The 24,019-nt window shown below is 65.9% G+C and carries 21 protein-coding genes; 17 read left to right on the top strand and 4 right to left on the bottom strand.

Going from position 1 to position 24,019, the window contains the following annotated elements:
- Nucleotides 1-30: 30 nt before the first annotated feature.
- The gene (locus IEV67_RS02795) at nt 31-1,518 is read right to left on the bottom strand and encodes an ABC transporter substrate-binding protein (protein WP_188435027.1); all 1,488 of its coding nucleotides are present in this window, start codon (nt 1,516-1,518) and stop codon (nt 31-33) included.
- A 33-nt stretch (nt 1,519-1,551) separates the two neighbouring features.
- Nucleotides 1,552-2,280 (bottom strand): DUF1684 domain-containing protein, encoded by a 729-nt coding sequence (locus tag IEV67_RS02790; RefSeq protein WP_188435026.1) that lies wholly within the window; start codon nt 2,278-2,280, stop codon nt 1,552-1,554.
- A gap of 244 nt (nt 2,281-2,524) precedes the next feature.
- Here IEV67_RS02790 and IEV67_RS02785 point away from each other — a divergent pair, with 244 nt between their 5' ends.
- The 11 genes from IEV67_RS02785 to IEV67_RS02735 all read left to right on the top strand — a co-directional run bounded on the left by IEV67_RS02785 (nt 2,525) and on the right by IEV67_RS02735 (nt 13,309).
- Complete coding sequence (locus tag IEV67_RS02785; RefSeq protein WP_188435024.1) at nt 2,525-2,986, top strand: DUF3817 domain-containing protein; 462 nt, start codon at nt 2,525-2,527, stop codon at nt 2,984-2,986.
- A 52-nt stretch (nt 2,987-3,038) separates the two neighbouring features.
- Nucleotides 3,039-4,256: an alpha/beta fold hydrolase gene (locus IEV67_RS02780; RefSeq protein ID WP_188435023.1), complete on the top strand. Its 1,218-nt coding sequence runs from the start codon at nt 3,039-3,041 to the stop codon at nt 4,254-4,256.
- A gap of 137 nt (nt 4,257-4,393) precedes the next feature.
- Entirely contained in the window at nt 4,394-6,256 is a 1,863-nt protein-coding gene (gene dnaK / locus IEV67_RS02775; RefSeq protein ID WP_188435021.1) for a molecular chaperone DnaK, read from the top strand.
- Nucleotides 6,257-6,258: 2 nt separating this feature from the next.
- A complete protein-coding gene (locus tag IEV67_RS02770; protein ID WP_188435019.1) occupies nt 6,259-6,900 on the top strand; it encodes a nucleotide exchange factor GrpE in 642 nt (213 codons plus the stop codon).
- 11 nt (nt 6,901-6,911) lie between these two features.
- Nucleotides 6,912-7,898 (top strand): DnaJ C-terminal domain-containing protein, encoded by a 987-nt coding sequence (locus IEV67_RS02765; RefSeq protein ID WP_188435017.1) that lies wholly within the window; start codon nt 6,912-6,914, stop codon nt 7,896-7,898.
- A gap of 27 nt (nt 7,899-7,925) precedes the next feature.
- Complete coding sequence (locus IEV67_RS02760) at nt 7,926-8,351, top strand: heat shock protein transcriptional repressor HspR (RefSeq protein WP_188435015.1); 426 nt, start codon at nt 7,926-7,928, stop codon at nt 8,349-8,351.
- A gap of 74 nt (nt 8,352-8,425) precedes the next feature.
- The gene (locus tag IEV67_RS02755) at nt 8,426-9,091 is read left to right on the top strand and encodes a GntR family transcriptional regulator (RefSeq protein WP_188435013.1); all 666 of its coding nucleotides are present in this window, start codon (nt 8,426-8,428) and stop codon (nt 9,089-9,091) included.
- A 153-nt stretch (nt 9,092-9,244) separates the two neighbouring features.
- The gene (locus IEV67_RS02750) at nt 9,245-10,213 is read left to right on the top strand and encodes a tripartite tricarboxylate transporter substrate binding protein (protein ID WP_188435012.1); all 969 of its coding nucleotides are present in this window, start codon (nt 9,245-9,247) and stop codon (nt 10,211-10,213) included.
- 56 nt (nt 10,214-10,269) lie between these two features.
- On the top strand, nt 10,270-10,797 hold the full coding sequence (locus IEV67_RS02745; protein WP_188435011.1) for a tripartite tricarboxylate transporter TctB family protein: 528 nt from the start codon (nt 10,270-10,272) through the stop codon (nt 10,795-10,797).
- Nucleotides 10,794-12,443 (top strand): tripartite tricarboxylate transporter permease, encoded by a 1,650-nt coding sequence (locus IEV67_RS02740; protein WP_188435010.1) that lies wholly within the window; start codon nt 10,794-10,796, stop codon nt 12,441-12,443. Before IEV67_RS02745 ends, IEV67_RS02740 begins: the two co-directional genes overlap by 4 nt.
- On the top strand, nt 12,440-13,309 hold the full coding sequence (locus tag IEV67_RS02735; protein WP_188435009.1) for a dihydrodipicolinate synthase family protein: 870 nt from the start codon (nt 12,440-12,442) through the stop codon (nt 13,307-13,309). Before IEV67_RS02740 ends, IEV67_RS02735 begins: the two co-directional genes overlap by 4 nt.
- Nucleotides 13,310-13,330: 21 nt before the next feature.
- Here IEV67_RS02735 and IEV67_RS02730 read toward each other — a convergent pair whose 3' ends face one another.
- The gene (locus tag IEV67_RS02730) at nt 13,331-14,242 is read right to left on the bottom strand and encodes a hypothetical protein (protein WP_229702660.1); all 912 of its coding nucleotides are present in this window, start codon (nt 14,240-14,242) and stop codon (nt 13,331-13,333) included.
- 60 nt (nt 14,243-14,302) lie between these two features.
- Between IEV67_RS02730 and IEV67_RS02725 the strand changes: the two genes are divergently transcribed.
- The 6 genes from IEV67_RS02725 to IEV67_RS02700 all read left to right on the top strand — a co-directional run bounded on the left by IEV67_RS02725 (nt 14,303) and on the right by IEV67_RS02700 (nt 22,988).
- Complete coding sequence (locus IEV67_RS02725; RefSeq protein ID WP_188435008.1) at nt 14,303-15,454, top strand: glycoside hydrolase family 183 protein; 1,152 nt, start codon at nt 14,303-14,305, stop codon at nt 15,452-15,454.
- A gap of 164 nt (nt 15,455-15,618) precedes the next feature.
- Nucleotides 15,619-17,523: a glycoside hydrolase family 183 protein gene (locus tag IEV67_RS02720; protein ID WP_229702658.1), complete on the top strand. Its 1,905-nt coding sequence runs from the start codon at nt 15,619-15,621 to the stop codon at nt 17,521-17,523.
- 184 nt (nt 17,524-17,707) lie between these two features.
- Nucleotides 17,708-19,078: an ABC transporter substrate-binding protein gene (locus IEV67_RS02715; protein ID WP_188435005.1), complete on the top strand. Its 1,371-nt coding sequence runs from the start codon at nt 17,708-17,710 to the stop codon at nt 19,076-19,078.
- Nucleotides 19,079-19,148: 70 nt separating this feature from the next.
- Complete coding sequence (locus IEV67_RS02710; protein WP_188435003.1) at nt 19,149-20,075, top strand: carbohydrate ABC transporter permease; 927 nt, start codon at nt 19,149-19,151, stop codon at nt 20,073-20,075.
- Between the two features lies 1 nt (nt 20,076).
- The gene (locus IEV67_RS02705; RefSeq protein WP_188435001.1) at nt 20,077-20,970 is read left to right on the top strand and encodes a carbohydrate ABC transporter permease; all 894 of its coding nucleotides are present in this window, start codon (nt 20,077-20,079) and stop codon (nt 20,968-20,970) included.
- Nucleotides 20,971-20,981: 11 nt separating this feature from the next.
- A complete protein-coding gene (locus IEV67_RS02700) occupies nt 20,982-22,988 on the top strand; it encodes a beta-L-arabinofuranosidase domain-containing protein (RefSeq protein WP_188435000.1) in 2,007 nt (668 codons plus the stop codon).
- On the opposite strand, the gene IEV67_RS02695 is transcribed toward IEV67_RS02700, so the two are convergent.
- Entirely contained in the window at nt 22,940-23,968 is a 1,029-nt protein-coding gene (locus IEV67_RS02695; RefSeq protein WP_188434998.1) for a lactonase family protein, read from the bottom strand. The two genes, IEV67_RS02700 and IEV67_RS02695, sit on opposite strands and share 49 nt — an antisense overlap.
- Nucleotides 23,969-24,019: the final 51 nt, after the last annotated feature.

Below are 24,019 nucleotides of genomic sequence, written 5' to 3'. Positions count from 1 at the left end.
GTCCGGGCCCTCACACACACTGCGAGCGGATCAGGACTTGACGATGTCGTAGGCGAAGAACTGCGAGTTCAAGCCATTGACAGGGTATCCGGTGACGTCAGCCGAGGCGACGACGATCTGCGGGTAGAGGTAGAGCCAGACGCTCGCGGCATCCTCGGCGATCTGCTCGTTCACCTTCTTCAGCAGCTCGGTCTGCTCCTCGGGTGTCGCTGCCTGCTCGGCTTCGGCGACCCACTGCTGCACGTCGGCGTTGTCGTAGCCCCAGTAGAAGTCGGGGTTGCCGTACCAGACGACGTCGCGGTCATTGACGTGCTCCTGCAGCGTCGCCTCGAAGTCGCGCTCCTGGAACACCTTCGTGTACCACTCGTCGGCGCTGATGGTGTTGATGTTCACCGTGACACCGACCTCGGCGAGCTGGGACTGCAGGAACTCCGCGACGGCGGGGTGCGGGTCGTAGCTCGGGGTGTCGAGCGTGAACTCGAAGCCGTTCGGGAAGCCCGCCTCGGCGAGCTGCTGCTTCGCGAGATCGACGTCGTACGGGTTGACGTCGGTGAGGTCTTCGTACCAGGGGTCGGTCGGCGGCACCATGGATCCGATGAGCGTGCCGTAGTCGGCCCAGATCGAGTTCAGGAGCTTCTGCGTGTCGATCGCCGAGTAGATCGCCTTGCGGACGAGCGGGTCGTTGAAGGGGGCGACGCGATCGTTGAAGGCGAGCAGCTCCTTGGTCGTGGAGGTGCCCTCGCTGATCGTGTAGTCGTCGTTGTCGAACTGCGCCAGCGCATCGGGGCTCTGGATGCTGGTGATCAGATCGATCTCGCCGGTGAGGAGCGCGTTGTTCTGTGCGGTCGCATCGGTGTAGTAGTTGAAGACGACCTCGCCGTTCTTGGCGGCCTCGCCCCAGTAGTCGTCCCAGCGGGTGAGAGTCAGGGTACTGCCCTGCTTCCACTCGTCGAGCGTGTACGGGCCGGTCCCGTCCTCGGCCGTGGTGAGGTCGTCGGCCTCGCCGTTGACGATCCAGATGTAGGCGAGGTTGTAGAGGAACGAGATCGACGGCTCGGAGAGCGTGAAGACGACGGTCTGCTCGTCCGGCGTCTCGATGCCCGAGATGACGGTGAAGGCAGAAGCGCGGGCGGACTGCGAGTCCTCGGCGGTCACGGCCTCGACGCTGGCCTTCACGTCTGCCGAGGTGAGCGCCTTGCCGGAGTGGAAGGTGACATCGTCGCGCAGCGTGACCGTGTAGGTGAGTCCGTCTTCACTCTTCTCGGCATCCGTCGCGAGAAGCGGCTCGACCTCACCGTCGTCGGTGAGCCGATAAAGACCCTCGTAGACGTTGCCGTTGAATGCCTCGGTGACGCCCTGGCCGCCACCCTGCGTGTTGCTGAGGTTCTGCGGTTCGTAGAGCGAGCCGATGTGGATGCTGGCGTCTTCCTCGGCCGTCTCGCCCCCACTCGGTGAGCAGCCGACGAGGACGAGCGCCGAGACGGCGATGGCTGCGACGAGCGCGAGTGGTCTTCTCAAGGGGTTTCTCCGGGGTTGGTTTCTGGTTACGGGTCAGAGCGCGGCGTAGATGTCGAAGTCGCCCTGGAAGACGACGTTCTTCTCTCCGGCGCGGATCGGCTCTGCGAAGCGGTTCTGTGCGGGCGGCATCGGGCAGTTGTACTGCGCGGAGAAGCCGCACGGCGGCACGAAGGCGCGGTTGAAGTCGAGGACGACGGTGCCCTCAGCGCCGAATTCTGCGGCGTCGCAGGGAACGAAGAGGAAGCGACCCGCGCCATACGTCTCTGCGCCGTTCGTGGCATCGCCGAAGACGAGCAGCAGTGAGCCGGCGTCGTCGAACGCGGCGAGCCGATGCGCGACCCCGCCCAGGGTGAAGGTGATGTCGCCGGGGACGACGAGTTCACGGGAGCCGCCGTTGTCGCGGATGTGCTCGAACGGCACGGTGCGATCGCTGTCGACCGGCGTGAACTGCGCCTCGATGACCCAGTCGGGGTCGTAGTCGTAGGTGTCGATGTGGTCGAACGCCCTGATCGCCGGCGACTCCGCATCCCAGACGCGCAGGCCGTACTCGGCCTCTCCGGTCGTGAGGTCCTTGCGCTCGAGTGCCGTCACCGTGACGGATGCCGACGCCGCGCCCTGTTGCTCGGCGGCGAGATCGGGGCGCTCAGAGCCGGTCCACCGCGTCTCGATGAGTGCGAGGTTGCCGGTACGCGCCGTCACGGCGTCGCGACGTTCGGACTGCCAGCGGGCGTGGTCTTCGGAAGCGGTGAGGGGTGTGGACATGTCTCTTCGATGCTAGGAGAAAGGGTCGTGTCGCGCGGACCGCGGCGTCACGGCGGGCAACAGTGGCGTTGCACCAGCAAGGGTCGGTGCGCCTCTCATTCAAACGCATGAGCACGTCCGGCTATTCCGACGAGACGATCAGGGTGCAGGCCGCGCGATATCAACCTTTCGGATGAGGCGGGGAGCACGTGACCTCGCAATCGGCTTGCGTAGGCTTGTGACGACCCAACCCGCAAGGAGCACGATGTTCCGCACGCCTGCCCGCCTCTATCGAGTCCTCGCCATCGCCGAGGCGATCACGTGGACGCTTCTGATCGCCGCGCTGATCGCGCGAGCCGTCGGGGCGCCACCGATCGTGGTCACGATCGCCGGAGGCATCCACGGATTCGTCTTCCTCTCCTATGGGGCCACGGCGATCCTCGTCGCGTTCAACCAGCGCTGGTCGATCGGCGTCGGCGTGCTCGCCGTCGCCAGCGCCATCGTGCCTTACGCCACGATCCCGATGGAGATCTGGCTGCATCGCTCCGGCCGCCTGAAGGGTGAGTGGCGTCTCGAGGAGACCGACCATCCGCAGGACCGCACCTGGTACGACCGCACGATGCGTTGGTTCCTGCGTCGTGCATGGGTGCTCGTGGCCCTCATCGCCGCCGCCGTGATCGCGCTCTACGTGATCCTCCTGACGATCGGCCCTCCCGGCGGCAAGTGATCGAAGTCGCACGCGTAGCACCACGACAGCGGTCGATGCGCTAGAAAGAACCATGCGCACCCGCTCGCGTCGCTGGGTTCTCGTCGTCGTCGCCATCTTCTTGGTGGTGATCGCCTTGATCGCCGTCGAGGCCATCCGCCGGGTGGCCGAGGGCTCCGCCGAGCAGAAGACCGATGCACCCTTCTATGTGCCGCCGGTGCCGCTGAAGGCTGCGGCGCCTGGAACGATCATCCGCAGCGAACCGATCGCGAGCGCTCCGATCGGTTCGACAGCGTGGCGGGTGCTCTATCACTCGCGTGATCTGGCCGGCGCCGACATCGCGGTGTCCGGTGTGGTCATCGTGCCGGACGGGCCGGTCCCGGATGGCGGCCGCACCGTCGTCTCCTGGGCGCACCCGACGACCGGCGCCGCCGCGAGATGCGCGCCGTCGCTCGGGCTCGATCCGTTCGAATTGATCGAAGGACTGCACGAACTGCTCGCCGCGGGATATGCGATCGCCGCCACCGACTACCCGGGGCTCGGTGTCGAAGGGGCATCCTCGTATCTCCTCGGAATCCCCGAATCGAACAGCATGCTCGATGCAGCCAGGGCCGCGCGGGCCCTGACCGGCACCGGAGCGAGCGACCGATTGCTGCTGTGGGGTCACTCGCAGGGCGGCCAGGCCGCGCTGTTCGCCGCAGAGCGGGCATCTTCATACGCACCGGAGTTGAAGCTGGAAGGTGTCGCCGTGGCCGCGCCTGCGGCGAACCTCATTGCCCTGATGTCGGACGACATCGTGAACCTCTCCGGCACCACGATCGCCTCGTTCGCGATCCCCGCGTACGAGGCAGCGTATGCCGACCGCTATTCGAAGGACGAGATCGACGCGATCCTGACACCGGCGGGCCTCGCCGCGACGCCGAAGATGGCGGCGCTGTGTCTGCTGACCCAGACGAAGGAGATCCACGCGATCGCCGACCCGCTGGTGGGCGCCTACGTCAGCTCGGACCCCGCGACCACCGAACCCTGGCAGACGCTGCTGAAAGAGAACAGTGCCGGCGGGCAGGAGATCGACGTGCCGATCTTCGTGGGTCAAGGCCTCGCCGATGAACTCGTGGTGCCGAGCACCACCGAGGACTATGTGAAACTCCTCTGCTCACAGGAGGCGGATGTCGTCTTCCACAGGTTCCCCGGAATCACGCATGCGCTCGCAGCGGATGCGTCCATCCCCGAACTGATGCTGTGGCTGGCGGAGGTCGACACGGGGCATCGGCCGAACACGACCTGTTGAAAGTTGAGCGACCTCATATCAAGTTTGCTTTGACAGATATTCGACATCGCGTTACAGTTGAGTCATCGCGACTCAGGTTTCCCTGGTCGCCGCAGGTTTAAGAATCAACCAACGTCAGCAACAGAAGGAGAAATCACATGGCACGTGCTGTTGGAATCGACCTCGGTACGACGAACTCCGTCGTCAGCGTCCTCGAAGGTGGCGAGCCGAAGGTCATCGCCAACGCCGAGGGCTTCCGCACCACTCCCTCGGTGGTCGCATACACGAAGGACGGCGAGGTGCTCGTCGGTGAGACCGCGAAGCGCCAGGCCGTCACGAACGTCGACCGCACCGTCGCATCCGTCAAGCGCCACATGGGCACCGACTGGAGCTTCGAGATCGACGGCAAGAAGTGGACGCCGCAGGAGATCTCCGCGCGCATCCTCATGAAGCTCAAGCGCGACGCCGAGTCCTACCTCGGTGACACCGTGACGGATGCCGTCATCACCGTCCCCGCCTACTTCAACGACGCCGAGCGTCAGGCCACGAAGGAAGCCGGTGAGATCGCGGGCCTCAACGTGCTGCGCATCATCAACGAGCCGACCGCCGCCGCTCTGGCCTACGGCCTCGACCGCGGCAAGGAAGACGAGCTCATCCTCGTCTTCGACCTCGGTGGCGGAACGTTCGACGTCTCGCTGCTCGAGGTGGGCAAGGACGACGACTTCTCCACGATCCAGGTGCGCTCGACTGCAGGTGACAACCGCCTCGGCGGTGACGACTGGGACCAGCGCCTGGTCGACCACCTCATCAAGCAGTTCAAGGAGACCACCGGCGTCGACGTCTCGGGCGACAAGATCGCCCTGCAGCGTCTGAAGGAGGCTGCGGAGCAGGCGAAGAAGGAGCTCTCCTCCTCGACCAGCACCTCGATCAACCTGCCGTACCTGTCTCTGACCGAGTCGGGCCCCGTGTCGCTGAGCGAGACGATCACGCGCGCGAAGTTCGAGGACCTCACCAAGGACCTGCTTGACCGCACCAAGAAGCCCTTCGAGGACGTCATCCGCGAGGCGAACGTCAAGGTCGCAGACATCGACCACGTCGTGCTCGTCGGTGGATCGACCCGTATGCCCGCCGTCGCCGAACTCGTCAAGCGCGAGACCGGCAAGGAAGCGAACAAGGGCGTCAACCCTGACGAGGTCGTCGCCGTCGGAGCCGCGCTCCAGGCCGGTGTCCTCAAGGGCGAGCGCAAGGACGTCCTGCTCATCGACGTCACCCCGCTGAGCCTCGGCATCGAGACCAAGGGCGGCCGGATGACCAAGCTCATCGAGCGCAACACGGCCATCCCGACCAAGCGCAGCGAGACCTTCACCACGGCAGACGACAACCAGCCGTCCGTCGCGATCCAGGTCTTCCAGGGCGAGCGCGAGTTCACCCGCGACAACAAGCCGCTCGGTACGTTCGAGCTCACGGGCATCGCTCCGGCTCCCCGTGGCATCCCGCAGGTCGAGGTCACGTTCGACATCGACGCGAACGGCATCGTGCACGTGTCCGCCAAGGACAAGGGCACCGGCAAGGAGCAGTCGATGACGATCACCGGCGGCTCGTCGCTGTCGAAGGAAGACATCGAGCGCATGGTCCGCGAGGCGGAGGAGAACGCCGCTGACGACAAGAAGCGTGCAGACGCTCTCGAGCAGCGCAACCAGGCCGAGACCCTCTCGTACTCGATCGAGAAGCTCATCAAGGAGAACGAGGACAAGCTCCCCGCCGACGTCAAGGACACCGTCCAGGCTGACGTCGATGCTCTGAAGACGGCTCTCGCCGGCGAGGACGACGACGCCGTGAAGGTGGCGTTCGACAAGCTGAACGAGTCGCAGGGCAAGCTCGGTGAGGCGATCTACGCACAGTCCCAGGCGGATGCCGCAGCCGGCGAGTCCGCTGAGGGCGAGGCCCCGGCCGGTGACGCCTCCGACGAGGAGGACGTCGTCGACGCCGAGGTCGTCGAAGACGAGGACGAGAAGAAGTAACCATGACAGACAAGAACTTCAACGAGAACGGTGAAGTTCCTGAGGACGAGGGGTCGGATGCTGCGGCATCCGGCCCATCGCCGCAGGAAGGCGCAGCGTCGCAGGAGAACCCTGACTCTGCGGAGGCTGCCGCTGCCGAAGGATCCGACGACGACCTCACGGTCGACGACATCCTCGGCGCGGAGCAGACCGGTGAGGCCGCGGCGGAGGACGCCGTGCTCGCCGACCTCGAGAGCACTCTGCTCAACGACCTCAAGCGACTGCAGGCCGAGTACGCCAACTACCGTCGGCGTACCGAAGAGCAGCGTCAGCTCGAGATCGACCGCGCGAAGGGCGAAGCGGCCAAGGGCCTGATCCCCGTGCTCGACGACCTCGACCGTGCGACCCAGCACGGCGATCTCGTCGACGGGACGCCGTTCTTCGTGATCGGCGAGAAGATCCGTGCAATGGTCGAGCGTCTCGGCGTCGTCGCCTATGGGGAGAAGGGCGAGATCTTCGACCCGCAGCACCATGAGGCGATCTTCCAGCAGCCGACTCCAGGCGCAGAATCCTCGACGATCCTTGAGGTCGTCGAGGTGGGATATCGTCTCGGCGATGTCGAGCTGCGCCCGGCGAAGGTCGTCGTCGCGGTGCCCGCTGAGTAGGCGGGTGATCGATGGCTAGCCAGGACTGGTTCGACAAGGACTTCTACAAGACGCTCGGCGTCGCGAAGGACGTCAGTGATGCGGATCTGAAGAAGACGTACCGCAAACTCGCGCGCAAGTACCACCCCGACTCCAATCAGGGTGATGCGAAGGCCGAGGCGATGTTCAAGGAGATCAGCGAGGCGTACTCGGTGCTCTCGGATTCGGAGCAGCGCAAGGAGTACGACGAGATCCGGGCCATGGGTTCGGGTGCGCGGTTCACGGCGAGCGGCGGCGGCGCTGGCGGCTTCGAAGACGTGTTCAGCCGGTTCGGTCAGGGCGGGCGGGGCCAGAGCAACGCCGACTTCGAGGACATCTTCGCGATGTTCAATCAGAGTCAGGGCGGGAACTTCGGCTCCGGCCGCTTCGGCCAGACGAGCGGCGGATACCGCGGATTCGGCGGACCGCAGAAGGGCGCGGACGTCACTGCGCGCACGACGCTCGACTTCGCGACCGCCGTGCAAGGCGAGACCATCTCGCTGCAGGGCGAGGACGGCAAGCCGTTCAAGGTGAAGATCCCTGCCGGTGTCGCAGACGGGCAGAAGATCCGTCTGCGGGGCCGCGGTCGCCCATCTCCCGACGGTGGGGAGAACGGCGACATCGTCGTGCAGATCAAGGTGCGTCCGCATCCGGTCTTCACTCGCGACGGTCTGAACCTGCGCCTGACGGTGCCGGTGACCTTCACCGAGGCGACGCTCGGCGCGACGATCGAGGTGCCGACCCTGGCGGGCGACATCGTGAAGCTCCGTGTCGCACCGGGTACGCCCTCCGGACGTGTCCTGCGCGTCAAGGGCCGCGGCGTCGCATCGTCGAAGGGCACGGGCGATCTCCTCGCCGAGCTGCAGGTCGCGGTGCCGACGCACCTGGACGATGCCGCGCGCGAAGCGCTGCAGAAGTTCCACGACCTGGAGCCGAAGGAGAACCCGCGTGCGGAGTTGATGGCGAAGGCGCAGGCCTGATGAACGGGTCGAGCGGAGGTGATCGCGATGGTCGAGGATGAAGACGCCCCGATCTTCGCGATCGCCGTCGCCGCGGAGTTCGCGGGCATGCACCCGCAGACTCTGCGTCAGTACGACCGGATAGGACTCGTCGTCCCTGGTCGCACGCGCGGCGGCTCCCGCCGCTACTCGGCACGCAACATCGCCCAGCTGCGCGAGGTCGCCCGCCTCTCCGCCGATGGCATGAGCCTGCCCGCGATCGCTCGCCTGCTCGATCTCGAGGACGAGGTGCGGATGCTGCGCCGCAGAGTCGTCGATCTCGAAGGCGCACTGCGCGCCGAACGCGAGAACCGCCCCGGCGTGCGTGTGTTCGCCGCCGGTGCGAGCGGCGTCGTCCCCGTGCCGAGCGGCCGCCGCATCCGCCGCTCCACCGACATCGTGCTGTGGCGGCCGGGCGGTCGCGGCGAGGACTGACGCCTCGACCCTGTTCCTCAGTGCGCCGATGGCTGCCGGGTGTGTATCCTGTCAACAGTAAACAGGAGGTCATCTTGACGCAGACAGTGAAGCGCGGTGAATCTCTTGGCGCCCAGGTCGCGGGTGTGCTGCGACAGCGCATCGTTCGTGGAGAGCTCGCTCCGGGCGAGCGCATCACCGAGGAAGCGCTGGCCGAGGAGTTCGCCGTCAGTCGCGGTCCGATCCGCGACGCCCTGACGCAGCTGAGCTTCGAGAAGCTGGTCGAGGTGCAGCGCCCGCGCGGGGTGTACATCGTCGGCCTCACCCACGACGACGTCGATCAGCTCTACAGCCTGCGGGGCGCCCTCGAGCAGCTGGCGTTGTCGCGGGCGATGCGCGTCGAGGACCCCTCACGCTGGACAGCGATGGCTGCGGCCGTCGGACGCATGGGAGAGGCCGCCGATTCCGGCGATCACGCCGCGTTCGTCGCTGCGGATCTCGAGTTCCATTCGCAGATCTACGCCCTCGCCGACCATCCGCGGCTGGCGGGCGCATGGCAGCAGTACCTGCCCACCTTCTCAGCACTTCTCGAGGTGACGATCAATCACGACGATGACCTGCACGAGTCGTCGGGCGATCATGTCAGGCTCATGGACGTGATGCGCACCGGTTCGCCCGAGCAGGCCGCCACCGTGCTCACCGAGCATCTCGACGGTGCGCGCGATCGGATGCTCAGCGAGCTGTCGCAGCGGCGACCCTGATCCGCTTGCCCTGACCTGGCAGTCCCGCGTCCGCGGCCCTGCCCCGACGACCTCGGACATCGACGACCCATGCGACGTTGACTGTTAACAGTCAACAATGCTACGCTCGGGTCCGTTGGTACGGTCCCCACCTGCACTCAAAGAGGAGCAAAGATGCCCATCAAGCGTGTGAACCGCGTGCTCGCAGCCGCCGCGGTCTTCACCGCAGCCGCACTGATCATGTCCGGATGCACGAAGGTGGAAGAGGGCGGCGATGCTGCGTCCTCCTTCCCCGAGAAGGACATCCGGCTGATCATCCAGGCCAACCCTGGCGGTGGCTCCGATCTGTCGTCGCGCGCGCTGGCCACCGAACTCGAGAAGATCCTCGACGTCAGTGTCATCCCGGAGAACATGCCTGGCGCCGCCGGTGCGCTCGCGATGGAGTACGTCGCCGAGCAGGACCCCGACGGCTACGTGATCGGCTTCGGCCCGGTCGAGATCGCCATGCTCAACACGACGCAGGATGCGAACGTCCTGCCCGAGAACTTCGACATGCTCGGCCAGATCATGCTCGCCCCCGGCGTCATCACGGTGTCGGCCGGCAGCGACATCCAGACGCTCGAAGATCTCGTCGCACAGTCCAAGACGGCACCGGTCACGATCGCCAACTCGGGCGCCGGTTCGATCTGGGAGGCGGCGAGCATCGCGCTGGGCGCGGAGACCGGCGGAGAGGTCACTCCGGTTCCGTATGACGGCGGCGCACCCGCCGTCGCCGCGGCTGCGTCCGGTGAGACCGTCGCCGCGGTCTCCGGGCTCGGCGAAGCACTTTCGCAGGGCGACGCAGTGCGCATCCTCGCCGTGATGAACGATGAGCGCCACCCCGACGCACCAGACGTGCCCACGGCGGAAGAGGCCATCGGCACCGAGCTCGTCTTCGGCGGTTGGGGCGGAATCTACGCTCCGGCAGGCCTGCCGGATGACGTGCACGACACCCTCGAGGCCGCCATCAAGGAGGCCGTCGAATCCGACACCTACACGAAGTTCCAGGAAGACGCCGGAAACCTGGTCGTCTACCGCGACTCCGCCGAGTTCACCGAGTTCGTCGGCGAACAGTTCGCGCTGTTCCAGGATCTGCTGGGTTGATCACCTTGCGGAGGTCGGGGTCACTCTCCGACCTCCGCATCCGTCGGAGGAAGCACATGTCTTCAACAGAAGTCGCCGAGAGCGACGAGTACCAGGGCGCGACGCCGTCGCGTGGGCTTGAGATCGCGTTCGCCATCGTCGCGCTCGCGGTGACCGTCGGCTACCTGGCGCTCACCACTCAGATCTCCCTCCGGCGCGAGGCTGCTCCCGGGCAGATCGATGCGCGCTTCTGGCCGATGGTCCTTGCCGTCACCGGCATCGTCGTGGCGATCGTGCTCCTCGTCATCGCCATCACCCGACCCGCGCCGGGCCGTGAGGACATCGAGCGCATCCAGCCGGGAGGCGTCGTACGGGTCGCGGCGACGCTCGTGATCTCGATCGCGTTCATCGCGCTGTGGTCGCTCGGGTCCGTCATCCTGTTCGGCTACCGCGTCGAGGTGTTCCCGATCGCCGCCGCCCTGCTCATGGCCGGCCTCATGCTCGTCTACGGGCACCGGCGCTGGCTGAGTCTCGTCATCTACACCGCATCCATCACGGCGTTCATCTACGTCGTGTTCGGGATGCTGCTGAGGATCCCGCTATGACCCCGCTGCTGGAGGGGCTGAACTCGCTCCTCGACATCTCGATCCTGCTGTACATGCTCGTCGGACTGCTGCTCGGCTTCATGGTCGGGGCGTTCCCCGGCATCACGGCGACCATGGCCGTCGCGCTCGCCGCCGGCTTCACCATGACTCTGGAACCCGTGCAGGGCCTCGCGGTGCTGCTCACGATCTATGTCGCCGCGAACTTCGGCGACCGGGTGCCGTCGATCCTCATCAACACTCCGGGTACTCCGGCATCCATCGCCACCACGCTCGACGGCTATCCGATGGCGAAACAGGGCAGGGCCGGCCTCGCCCTCACTATGTCGGCCATCGTCTCGGCCGTCGGCATCCTCGCCTCGCTCGTGCTCTTCGCGCTGGCGGCCGTGCCGATCGCGAGCTTCGCCCGCGACTACTTCAAATCGCCCGAGCTGTTCGCGCTCGTCGTGTTCGGCATCGCGATCATGATCGGCATCTCGTCGAAGTCGATGCTCAAGGGCATCCTCGCCGGCGTGTTCGGACTCATGCTCGGCACCGTCGGCACCTACGCGGCCACCGCCGACAAGCGTTTCACGTTCGGTTCGCTCGATCTCGTCGAAGGCGTGAACTTCATCGCCGTCATCATCGGGCTCTTCGGCATCGCCGAACTGTTCGATCAGCTGCTCACCCACCGCAAGAGCCACGTGCGTCCGATCTCGAGTCTCGGTCGCTGGTGGCCGAACAAGTCCGAATTCAAGCAGAGCGGACGCGCCACAGCAGTCGCAGGCGCCGTCGGTCTCGGCGTCGGGCTCATCCCCGCCGCGGGTGGCGACATCGCGGGACTCATCGGCTGGGAGCGCGCCCGCAAGGCCTCCAAGCACCCGGAGATGTTCGGGAAGGGTTCGATCGAGGGCGTCGCGGCATCCGACACGGCATCCAGCGCGACACTCGGCGGATCGCTCACCACGACCATGGCGCTCGGCATCCCCGGTGACTCGGTGATGGCGGTCATGATCGGATCGATGATCATCTGGGGCATCACCCCCGGCCCCACGCTGTTCACCGAGCGGCCCGACCTCGTCGTGTCGATCGTCGGCATCATGCTCGTCGCCACCCTGCTCTCTCTGGGACTCAGCCTCGTGCGCATGAAGGGCATGGTGAAACTGCTCGATGTGCCGCAGCCGTACCTGTGGAGCGGCATCCTGATCTTCTGCATCATCGGCACCTACGCCACGTCGAACAGCCTCTCGACCGTCATCACGATGCTCGTGTTCGGTGTCGTCGGAGTGCTGCTCAAGCGGATGCAGGTGCCGGCAGGGCCGGTCGTCCTGGGGCTGCTGCTCGGCCCGCTGGCCGAGGAGAATCTGGCCCGCACGCTGGCGATCCTGCCGACGAGGCCGTTCTTCGAGGTCGTCAGCCCGATCGCGATCGTGCTGCTCGTGCTCGCTGTGCTGTCGATCGTGATGCCTGCGATCCGCGCCGCACGCAAGCCCCGCGCAGAGCGCGCATCCTTCGCCGATTCCGTGCTCGACACGGCAAGCGTGACGCAGCTCTCGAAGGCGCATGAAGAGCTCGCCGCCGACCCAGACCTGCTCACCTCGACGGTGCGCAACCCGCAGGCGGCGAAGAGCCGTCGGCTTCGCAAGAACTCCAAGGAGAACAAGAAGTGACCCGTTACGACATCCTCACGGCGATTCCGACCGCGTTCCACCGCGACGGGAGCCTCGATCTCGAGGGATCGCGTGCGATCTTCCGGTTCGTGGGGGAGTCGGGCAACGAGGGCGCTTTCGTGCTCGGGACGACGGGTGAGTTCCCCGCTGTGGACATGGCCGAATTCACGTCTCTGATCGAGGCCGCGCTCGCAGAGCTCGCTGATCTGATGCGCGTCGTGGTGCACGTCGGCCAGCCCAGCACCTTCGAAGCCGTTCGGCTCACACGGATCGCGCGCGACCTCGGTGCAACCGAGTTCGCCGCGCTCACCCCGTACTACCTGCGTTCGACCGATGACGCGATCTTCGACTACTTCCAGGCCGTGTCGGATGCGGTCGGCGACGGGCGCCTGTACGTGTACATCTACCCTGCGCGCAGTGGAAACCCGGTCTCGCCTGAGCTCCTGGTACGGCTGTCCGCCCTGCCGAACGTCGTCGGCGCGAAGATCAGCGAATTGTCGCTGGAAGAGATCGCTGCATACCGCGCCGTGGTGCCCGAGGGCTTCGAGCTCTACACCGGCGCCGACCGTGACCTCATCGCCGCAGTCGGAGCGGGCGCCCAGGGTGTCGTCTCTGGCGTCTCATCGGTGACGCCGAAGCCGTTCCGGGCGCTGGCGGATGCCGCTCGTTCGGGAGACGCCGCCGCCATCGCCGCAGCGCAGGCGGATGTCGACGAGGTCGTCTCGCTCATCGGCGGTGACATGGCGCGCATGAAAGAGGGCTATCGCGCCCTCGGCGTCACCGACACGCACTGCCGCATGGCCATCGCCGAGCCGACGGATGCTGAGCGCGAAGCGGTCGCGCAGGTTGTGGCGCGGCACCGCTGAGCCCGCGCCCCTCTCGCGTGATCAATCCAGCGGCTCGACCGAGAACCGGAACGCCGCGCCCTGCCTGAACGGCTCCACGACCTCGAAGTTCTCGAACGCGGGTCCGCCAGGAATGGGAGACGCGCTCGCCCAGTACGACCACCGCGCGTTCACGAGTGCCTCGAGCTCTGGATGCGGGTCATCGACGGTCCACGTCTGTCTGGCCAGGCGGCCGAAGAAGTGCCAGTGCTTCGCCGTGTCGTCGGAGTAGACGGCGGACCACGGTTCGGTCTCATCGCCGACGGCGCTCACGACAGCGGCCTCGCCGTCGCGTCGCAACTCGGACAACGCGAATCGGGCGTGCTCGGCGAATGCCGTGCCGGAGAACCCGGGCCAGAGTTCAGCCGGAGTCACTGTGCGGTCGGAGAGCTCCAGTGTGCGCAGTCGTGCCCAGTTGCCCATGGTGGCTGTGAGGATCAGGTGGCTCAGCGGCGCCGACGCATCCTCGGCGAAGCCGGCGACCTCCACCTCGTGCGGGCGATCGGCTCGGAAACGCACGCGCACCCGCACATCCGCCCCGCTGTCGAAGCGCTCGACGCCGATCCAGACCGTGAGGCACTCGACGCCGTCGATGGTTTCGGTCACGCCCTGCGCGACACCGTCGGGGCCGTCGCCTGGGCGATCCATGGACCAGAGGCGCTTGCCGCGCAGGCCAGGATCGAGCGTGCTCGGCTCGAGTTCGGAGTACCCGCGCTCGGTCTGCCCCTCGACGACGGGCTCGATCGCGATGAAGTTCACCAGACGCTCGCGGGGGTGGTCGAGGTATGGCGTGAAGATCCGCAGCAGCCCGCGTGGCCCGGGGATCGGCGGAATGCCGACTTGCATGCCGTCGGCGTGCCCCCAGCGCGGCTCGGTGTTCTCGGTCGGCTCTGGTCGTGTCCATGATGAGTGCATCCTGAACACGGTAGCGACCTGAAATCGATTTCGCTAGAGTGGCGCTGATCGAGGAGGATCATGCGACATGACCGCACGTCCGTTCGCCGTACCGCTGCGGTCGCAGCATCCGCTCTGCTGGCCATCGGGCTCGCGGCATGTTCAAGTGGAGCGAGCGTGATCGTCGATCCGAATCCGGACAAGCCGTTCGTTCTCGACGGCGTCTCGAATCTCACGGAGATCGCTCAGCTCACGGGGCCGGACGCGATCAACGACACCTCGTCGGTCTCTGTCGCCGGCACGGATCTGGGCTCCATGGTGAACGTCGACGACAGGACGTACTTCTTCTTCGGCGACACGTTCGGCGAACGCGATCCCGAGTCCATCGGAGGGCAGGGAGGGTTCTGGCGCTCCAATGTCGCGGCCTGGACGACGGATGCCGACCCGAGCGACGGCATCACCTTCGACGACTGGGTCACGGATGACATCGGGCTGGCCGCCGCGCTCACCGAGGGCGATCACGACGCCAACGACGCGGAAGGCGAGGTCACGAAGATTCCGACCTACGGCTTCGCGGTGGGTGAGACGATCTACGTCTCGTACATGTCTGTGCGCCACTGGGGCGAGCCGGGCGCTTGGGATGCGAACCACTCCGCGCTGATCGTCTCGCGTGATGACGGCGCTTCCTGGATGCCGGTCGAGGGCGTGCAGTGGCCGGGGGATTCGAACTTCGTCCAGTTCGCGACAGTGCCGGTCACCGAGGACGGCGTCGACTACGTCTACTTCTGGGCGATCCCATCAGGACGCTTCGGCGGTGTTCAGCTCATGCGTGTGCCCGCGACGGAGGAAGCGGTCGAGGATCAGACCTCCTACGAGTACTTCGTCGGGGCGGACGGCGCGGAGCCGCATTGGAGTTCCGAGATGTCGGATGCCGAGACGATCGTCGAGGGAACCATCGGCGAGCTGTCGGTGATGTGGTCGACCTATCTCGACCGCTGGATCATGACGTACTCGGACGCGGGCACCGCGTACATCCGAGAAGGGGCCACGCCATGGGGGCCATGGGGCGATCCCCACGAACTGGTTTCGGGCGCCGACCATCCCGGTCTCTACTCGCCGTACCTCAACCCGCGATACGTGTCGGGCGATGGTCAGACGATCTACTTCACGCTGTCGCTGTGGGGGCCGTACAACGTGTTCTGGTTCTCGGCCGATCTCGAACGCGCCTCTTGACGGGTCGCGCGACTCTCCCTATTCTGTGTTGAAATCGGTTTCATTCGCGGGTGACGATGCTGTCCTCCGACCGGATGCCGATGCCAATCAGCTCCTCGCCGCGATGCTCGCACCGTTGTTTCGTGGTGCCCGTCGCGCGGCGGGAGCGTGTCGAAAGGAACGTCGTGACCCCACCTTCATCTCCCCGCCTCGCTCGACGCCGAGCGCGGCCGAGGATCGCGTGCGCCGTCGGCGCACTGCTGGCGATCGCCGGCCTCGGCGCCGCCGGTACCGGTGCCGCTGCTGCTGAACCTCTCCCGTCGTCACCGGCGGTGATGATCGCGCAGATGACCGGAAGCAGCGCGACGACCGACGTGGCCGACCGATGGCGGGTCACCGGTACCGACCTCGGGATTATGTGGGACAACGGCGAGGACGAGGTGCTCACCGCCTTCGGCGACACGTTCGGGGACTGGGGAGGGCCGGGCGGCGGCGGAGGCGACTGGCGCTCGAATGTGCTCCTGCGCTCCACGGACACCGACCTCAGCGACGGCATGAGCTTCGACTCCGCGGTTGAGGATGTGCCGGGGCATGCGGGCGAGCTGATCCCGTCGAAGAAGATCTCGGGCGACGAGATGACCACGATTCCGACGGCCGGCATCGCGGTCGGCGATCGGCAGTACATGGCATTCATGTCGGTGCGCGAGTGGGGTCCCCCCGGCCAGTGGTGGACGAACTTCAGCCGGATCGCGTATTCGGACGACAACGGCGAGACGTGGAACTCCACCGACGGCCCGACCTGGCAGAACACGGCGACGGCGTCGCAGTGGGCGGATCCGGATGGTCCGCAGCATCCGTTCCAGATGGTCGCCTTCGAGAAGCGCGACGGGTACGTCTACATGTTCGGCACGCCGAACGGCCGTCTCGGCGCCGTCCATGTCGCGCGCGTCGCGGAGACCGACATGCTCGACAAGGCGGCCTGGCGGTACTGGGACGGTGCGGCATGGAGTGCGGGCGACGGCACGAACGCCGTCGCGATCGTGCCTCCGATGAACTCCGAGCTGTCCGTGCAGTTCAACGAGTACACTGGGAAATGGCTGATGGTGACTCTGGACGGCAAGGCCGACGGCACGATGCTGCTGCGAACCGCAGACAGCCCGGAAGGCCCCTGGACGCAGGGTGAAGGCATCGCGAACTCGCTCGATTATCCTGGCCTCTACGGCGGATACATCCACCCCTGGTCGTCGGGTCCTGATCTCTACGTCGCGATGTCGCAGTGGGATCCGTACAACGTCTTCCTCGTGCGCGTCCACCTCGACGAGGACGGCTCGATCACGAACCCGAATCTCATCCAGAACCCCAGTTTCGAACATAGCTCGACGATCGCCGCACCTTGGGCGTGCAACGGCAACTGCGGGATCGACACGAATCACGCCTGGTCGTATGCGGGCAGTCGCCAAGCGTGGATGCGCAGCAACGCCGGCACCGTGGACGTGCATCAGGCAGTCGCCGTCGAGCCGAACACGGATTACGTCTTCTCGGGCTTCGTGATCACGGGAGGTGTGCCGGCCGACGGGACCTTCGGTGTGCGCGAGGTCGGTCCAGGGGCGGCAGCGCTCGGATCGACCGGCTTCACCGCGGTCGCGCCCTATCAGCGGTTCGAGGTCGCGTTCAACTCCGGATCGGCCACCAGCGTCGAGGCCTTCGTCGGGACGGCGCTGAACGGCGATCGGTGGGTGCAGATCGATGATCTCGCCGTGGTCAAGGTGGATCCGACCGATCCCGTGGATCCGACCGATCCCGTGGATCCGACCGATCCCGTGGATCCGACCGACCCGGTGGATCCGACCGACCCGGTGGATCCGACCGACCCGCCAGTCACGGTTCCGCCGACGGCACCTGGCGGGGGCGGACCGACCGACCCGGCGCCTGGTGCGCTTCCTGCATCGGGCGGAAGCGGCGACGGCGGGCCGCTGGCGGCGACGGGTTCCGATGGCGTGGCGCTGATCGTGCCACTGGTCATCGGCACTCTGCTGCTCGTGGCGGGAGGCGTGATGACCGCCGTTCGCCGCAGGCAGACCGGACACTGATTCGGTGAGGTGGGAGAGGCGGATGCGGGAATTCTCCTCGCATTCGCCTCTTTCCCGCTTGTGCTTGAAATCGATTTCGTCTAGCGTGTCGTCTACCGGTCGACGGCGACCCGATCAACCGGCTCCCTGGCACCAGCCCGAACAGCATGACTCGATGTCGAGTCACGTTCCTGAGGAGGAACCCATGGCAATCAACACATCCCGCAGAAGGCGGATCACTCTGTCGGCCCTCAGCGCGGTCACCGCAGTCGGTCTGCTGGCCGGCTGCGGCTCCAGCACCCCCGGCGAGTCCGCCGGAGACGGCGGAGGAGAAGACGGAGTCACGACCATTCAGTTCTGGCACCGGACGTTCACTCCGGTCGAGAACGAGTGGTACGAGGGCATCGTCAAGAAATTCAACGAGTCGCAGGACGAGATCAAGGTCGTCGACACCGAGGTTCCCGGCGACACGTGGGATCAGAAGATGAAGGCCGCCCAGGCCGCGGGCAAGGCGCCTGATGTCTACACCCACTCGGGCAGCATCCAGGATGCGGTGAACGCCGGGCAACTGCACGACCTCGACTCCATCGTCCCTGAGGACGCGTTGGCCGAGATCATTGACTCCGCGAAGTCGGTTTCCGAGATCGACGGCACCTACTACGCCTACCCCTTGCTGCTTGAGCCGCAGACCGTGCTCTACTGGAACAAGGAGCTACTCGACGCGGCGGGCGTCGACACGGAGAACGGTCCTGAAACGTGGGACGAACTCCTGGCCGCCTGCGCTGAGATCAAGCCGACGCTTGCCTCGGGCCAATACTGCATCTCTCCCGCGCAGGACGCAGCCACCTTCGCCTGGTCGTCCGTCGGACAGCAGTACAACTTCGCCGGGCACACCGCTCTTACCGACGATTGGACCGCGCCGAACATCGACGATGACGGCTACCGCGATCTTATGGAGCAGTACAAGTCGCTTTGGGACAACGGGTACATGCCGAAGCAGCCGCTCGCTGCCTACGTCGAGGGCAAGGACTTCGGCGAGCAGAAGGTCGCCTTCAAGGTTTCCGGCTCGTGGACGATGTCGGAGATGGGGTCGGACTACCCCGACATGCTCACCAACATTGGCATCGGCGCGTTCCCGAGTGCGTCGGGTTCCGACGACCGCACGGCCACCACGCTCGGCAACTTCAAGTGGGTCGTCGACGCGAAGACCAAGAACGCCGAGGCCGCCGGTGAGTTCCTCAGCTGGGCGATCGCCGGCGACCCGGAGAACGTCGTGCCGTTCTTCGTCGACACGCAGTTCACGAAGGTGCCGGTCCGGCAGTCCGTGCAGGATGCCGTCGCCGAGAGCGACGAAGCCGCCGACGCACCCTGGTCGGACATCATCGTCAACGAGATCGCACCCACCGCGATCCCCGAGCCGACCTATCCCTGGGACGTGTCCCTGGCAGTGGGAACCGCGCTCGAGACCGTGATGAAGGGCGCAGCATCTGCCGATGACGCGATCAACACCGCGAACAAGGCGATCCAGACCGTGATCGACCGCGACGGACTGGCCGATAAGGCTCCGAAGAACTGACAGCGCTCACGTCGAGGGCCGGGATCATCCCGGCCCTCGAACCGTGACGCACCCGAACGATGAGGTGGACATGGCCAGTCAAGCTGTGCAAGAACGCCGGATGATCCGGCAGAGGCAGAACCGGCATCGATTCCGGGACGACAAGATCGCCTACTGGTTCCTGGTGCCGGTGGTGGTGCTGCTCGGGATCTTCGTGATCTGGCCGGCGATCTACGCGGGCTACCTCTCGTTCCAGAACTGGAGCTTCTACAAGGACCCTGAGTTCGTCGGCTGGAAGAACTTCACGGATGTGATGTCAGACCCGCTGTTCTGGGCGTCGGTCGCCCGCGGCTTCGGCTTCGTGGCGTTGACCGTGCCGCCCATGCTGGTCCTGGCATTCCTTTTCGCCAGTCTGGTCGTCAGCGTCGGCAAGAGGTTCGCCGGCATCCTGAAGGTCAGCATCTACATCCCGACGATCATCTCCGCGGTGATCACCTCGATCATCTTCGTACTCATCTACGACTACTCCGGCGGCCTGCTCAACTGGTTCCTCGCGTTCTTCGGCATCGACCCGATCGCCTGGATCGGCGATCCCGCATGGGCACTGCTCGCGATCGCCGTCCCTGCGATCTGGCTGGGCATGGGGCTCACGTCTCTGATCATGGTGGCGGCGATGGTCGACATCCCGCAGGAGTTCTACGAGGCCGCCGCGATGGAGGGCGCGAACTGGTGGCAGAAGACCGCCTACATCACACTCCCGCAGATGAAGAACATCCTCCTCTACCTTCTGATCACCGGCTTCGTCGCCGCGATTCAGCAGTTCGAACTTCCGCTCGTCATGACGAACGGCGGGCCTCTGGATTCGACCATGCTGCCGAACCTGTTCATCTTCAATCACTTCCGCAACGACATCAACGTCGGCTACTCGATCGCCGCCGCCCTGCTGATGTTCGTGGTGCTGGGCACGGTCTCGGCCGTGGTCTTCAGATTCGTCAACTCGGAGAGGCTGGTGGACTGAGATGGCCATCGTTCAGGACACGACGCGGATCGTCCTCGCAGGCAAAGAGCCCCAGCGCAAGCCGCTGCCGCGCACACCCGGCTCGTGGCTGGTGCTCATCGGCAAGGGGATCGCCGGACTCCTGTTCCTGGTGGCCGCGCTCTTCCCGCTCGCATGGATGGTGATCGCCGGCTTCAAGTCGAAGACCGAGGTCATTCAGACGCCGTTCCAGTTCTTCCCGGAGGTGTGGAAGTGGGAGAACTACGTGCAGATCCTGGCGGATCCCACGTTCACGCTCACCATGGGGTGGACGTTCATGGGCGCCGTCCTGTTCACGCTCCTCAGCCTCACGATCAACTCGCTCGCGGCGTACGCCTTCGCACGGTTGGAGTTCCGGTTTAAGAAGACGATCTGGACGATCGTCATCACCACGATGTTCATTCCGGCCATGACCATCCTCCTCACCAGCTTCATCGTCGTCACCAAGCTCAGCATGCTCGACACCCTCGCGGTGCTCGTTCTGCCAGGAGCCGCGAGCGCGGCGACGGTGTTCTTCATCCGGCAGTTCTACCTCAACATCCCGGCGAGCCTCGAAGAGGCGGCGATGCTCGACGGATGCGGACGATTCGCGATCTTCGTGCGGATCTTCCTGCCGCTGTCGAAGCCGCCGTTCGTCGTGATGGGCATCACTGCGTTCCTCGCGTACTGGAACTCCTACGTCTGGCCGATCCTGACGATCACCAGCCCTGAGCGTTTCGTCGTGCAGCAGTACCTCGCGACGTTCCGCTCCGAGCGCTCGACGGAACTGGGACTGCTGATGGCAGGTTCCGTGCTCGCGGCCGCGCCCGTGGTCATCCTGTTCCTTATCTTCCAGCGCCAGATCATCGGCAACATCAAGATGGCGGGGCTGAAGTAGGCAGAGGCACCATGACTCCGACAGCGCGCGATTCCGTCGCGTCCTTCGCGCGAACTCTGACACCACTCCCGCTCGGACAGCTGCGGCCGGCCGGATGGTTGCGAGGCCAGCTCGATCGCCAGCTGACGGGCATGGGCGGCACACTTGACGAGTTCTGGCCTGATGTGCGCGACAGCGGGTGGATCGGCGGACCGGCAGAGGGATGGGAGCGCGGACCGTATTGGCTCGACGCCATGGTGCCGCTCGCCTTCCTGACCGGCGACGCGAAACTCATCGGGAAGGTCACTCGCTGGGTAGACCACATCATCGAGCATCAGACGAACGACGGATGGATCGGACCGGCCGCCGGCGACCCATCGGAACTGCACCACGCCGACTTCGGGGACTATGACGTGTGGCCGCGGATGATCGTCCTGAAGGCGCTCCTGCAGTTCCATTCTGCGACCGGCGACAAGCGGATCATCCCGGCCGCCGTGCGCCTGGTCAAGCGGATCGGCCACGTCCTCGCTGCGCACCCGCTGCATGAGTGGGGGCGGGTGAGGTGGGCCGACCTCGTGATGTCGATCCTCGAACTGCACGAGCAGACCGGCGACGATACCCTGCTCGAGGTTGCCGTGCTCGTGCGCGAACAGGGCTACGACTGGACCGAGCACGCGGAGACCTTTCCGTACCGCGAGAAGGTGACGGATGCCGTTCTCCACAGCTTCGAGGACCGTGCCGACGGCGTGTGGATGAACGACGACTTCCTCGCCACGCACGGTGTGAACATCGCGATGGGGCTGAAGGCGATGCCTGTGTGGTGGCGGGCCAGCGGCGATGAACGGCAACGCGCGGCGTTCTCGTCGATGCTCGAGCGACTCGACCGGCACCACGGCCAAGCGACGGGACTGTTCACCAGCGACGAGCACCTCGCCGGCACGAATCCGTCGCAGGGGACCGAGACCTGCACGGTCGTGGAGCTCATGTTCTCGCTGGAGACGGCACTGGAGGCGTGGGGCGCCGACGAGCACGTCGCAGACCGCCTCGAACGCCTCGCGTTCAATGCGCTGCCCGCCAGCGCGCGCTCGGACGAATCGGCCCACCAGTACGATCAGCAGGCGAACCAGGTGATCTGCCACGTCACTGAGGACCGTGTGTACACGAACAACGGTCCGGAGTCGAACACCTTCGCGCTCGCTCCGCACTTCGGCTGCTGCACGGCGAATCGACACCAGGGCTGGCCCAAGTTCGCGTCCCGTCTGTGGATGCGAAGCCAGGATGGCGGACTAGCAGCGATCTCGTACGCGCCGTGCGAGATCGACACCGAGGTGACGGGTGCCGCTGTGCGGGTGCGGGTGGAGTCGCAGTATCCGTTCGAGGATCGTGTGATGATCGAGATCACCGCCGGTACCGGAGCGGCCTTCCCGCTGCATCTGCGGATTCCCGGCTGGGCGCGCGATTCGACGGTGACGGTCGACGGGGAGGAACCGCTCTCGCCGTCCGCCGGGACGTCGATCACGCTCGATCGGCACTGGGGCGGCCGGCATCGGATCGTGCTGCAGTGGGACGTCCCCGTCGAGGTGCGACGCGGATTCAACGACGCTGTGACTCTGACCCGTGGCCCGATCGTCTTCGCCGCTGCGATCGAAGAGGGATGGCGCGTGATCGGCGGCGAGCCGCCACACGAGATGTGGGAGGTGCTGCCGCTGAGCCCATGGAATCTCGCACTCGTGCTCGACCCGGGTGCCAAGCGACCCGAGGTTGAGCTCGCGCGCGGACCGCTCGGGGATGAGCCGTTCACTCCGGACGGCGCTCCCATGCGACTGCGCGCCTCGGCGAGTCGGGCCCCGGGGTGGCGGGTCGAGCACGGCGCGGCCGCAGCACCCCCGATGAGTCCCGTTTCTGTGCAAGGAGACGTGCAGATGATCGACCTGATCCCATATGGTGCGGCTCGCCTTCGCGTTACCGAGATTCCGTGGACCGTTGTTGGTCAGACGAAGCGCACCCAGTTCGCGCCGGTGCCGGTTTCGGCCCGCTGAAGCAGTTCGAGCTCATCATCGCGGACGGCGTAGAGGGAGACGGTCGTCGACCGTTCTCCGGCGGCGATGAGATAGGCGCCGTCGGGGCTGACGGCGAACCCGCGTGGCTGTGTCTCGGTGACGGTGAAGCGCGTCGGTGCCGACACCGATCCGTCATCGGCCACTGCCACCGCACCCAGTGTGCTCTCGGTGCGTTCCGAGCTCCACAGCCAGTTGCCCCCCGCGCCGAAGTGCAGGTCGGCGCCCCAGATGTAGTGGTTCGCAAGCGGGTCAGCGCCGAAAACGCTGTGGCCGAGGTCCTTGGTCGTGTCGTACGCGGTGGTCGCGTCGCGGAGCTCGAGCCGCCCGCTCCGGGCGTCGCGAGAGTAGTGGAGCACCTCACCGGAGAACTCGGTGAGCACGTACGCCGCGTCCTGTGCGTCGTTCAGCACGAGGTGGCGCGGGCCGCTGCCGGCCGGTGCTTCCACCGTCTGCGGGGTCAGCGGTACGAGTCGGAAGTCTCCGTCGAGTGCGTACTGCGCCACGATATCCGCGCCGAGCGACACGAAGTAGGCGAATCGGCCATCGACGCTCGGCAACACCGAGTGCAGGTTCGGGAACTCGATCTTCGAAACCGGCTCGCCGACGACGTCGCCTGAAACCGGGCAGCTGATGCCGTAGCCGCCGCCGTATGACGCACCAAGAAGCGCTGTGCCACCCCGCACGATGGCGAGATAATTCATGCCCCCGCCTGGGAGATCGAGCCGGGACTGCGGAGTGAGCCGTCCGCTTTGGCGGTCCAGCGACAGGGTCAGGATGCCGGCGGGCTCGCCTTTCACACCCGCATAGACGAGATCGCGGTCGGAGTCGACAGCGAAGGTCGAGCATCCGGGGAGTCCGTCAGTGACGGCGAGGAGCTCGATCCTCCCGTTCTTGAGGCGGAAGGTGCTGATGGATCCTTCGCCGGCGTTGGCGACCAGGACGAGCGCAGAGTCGGTCATGCCTCGATCGTACGGTGAGCGAGGAAACGACGGTGATAGCGATTGCTTTAC

Origin of the sequence: Microbacterium murale, assembly GCF_014635185.1 — a bacterium.
Taxonomy (GTDB): Bacteria; Actinomycetota; Actinomycetes; order Actinomycetales; family Microbacteriaceae; genus Microbacterium; species Microbacterium murale.
The sequence above is the reverse complement of the archived record's forward strand: the minus strand, read 5'-3'. Positions and strand labels throughout refer to the sequence as shown.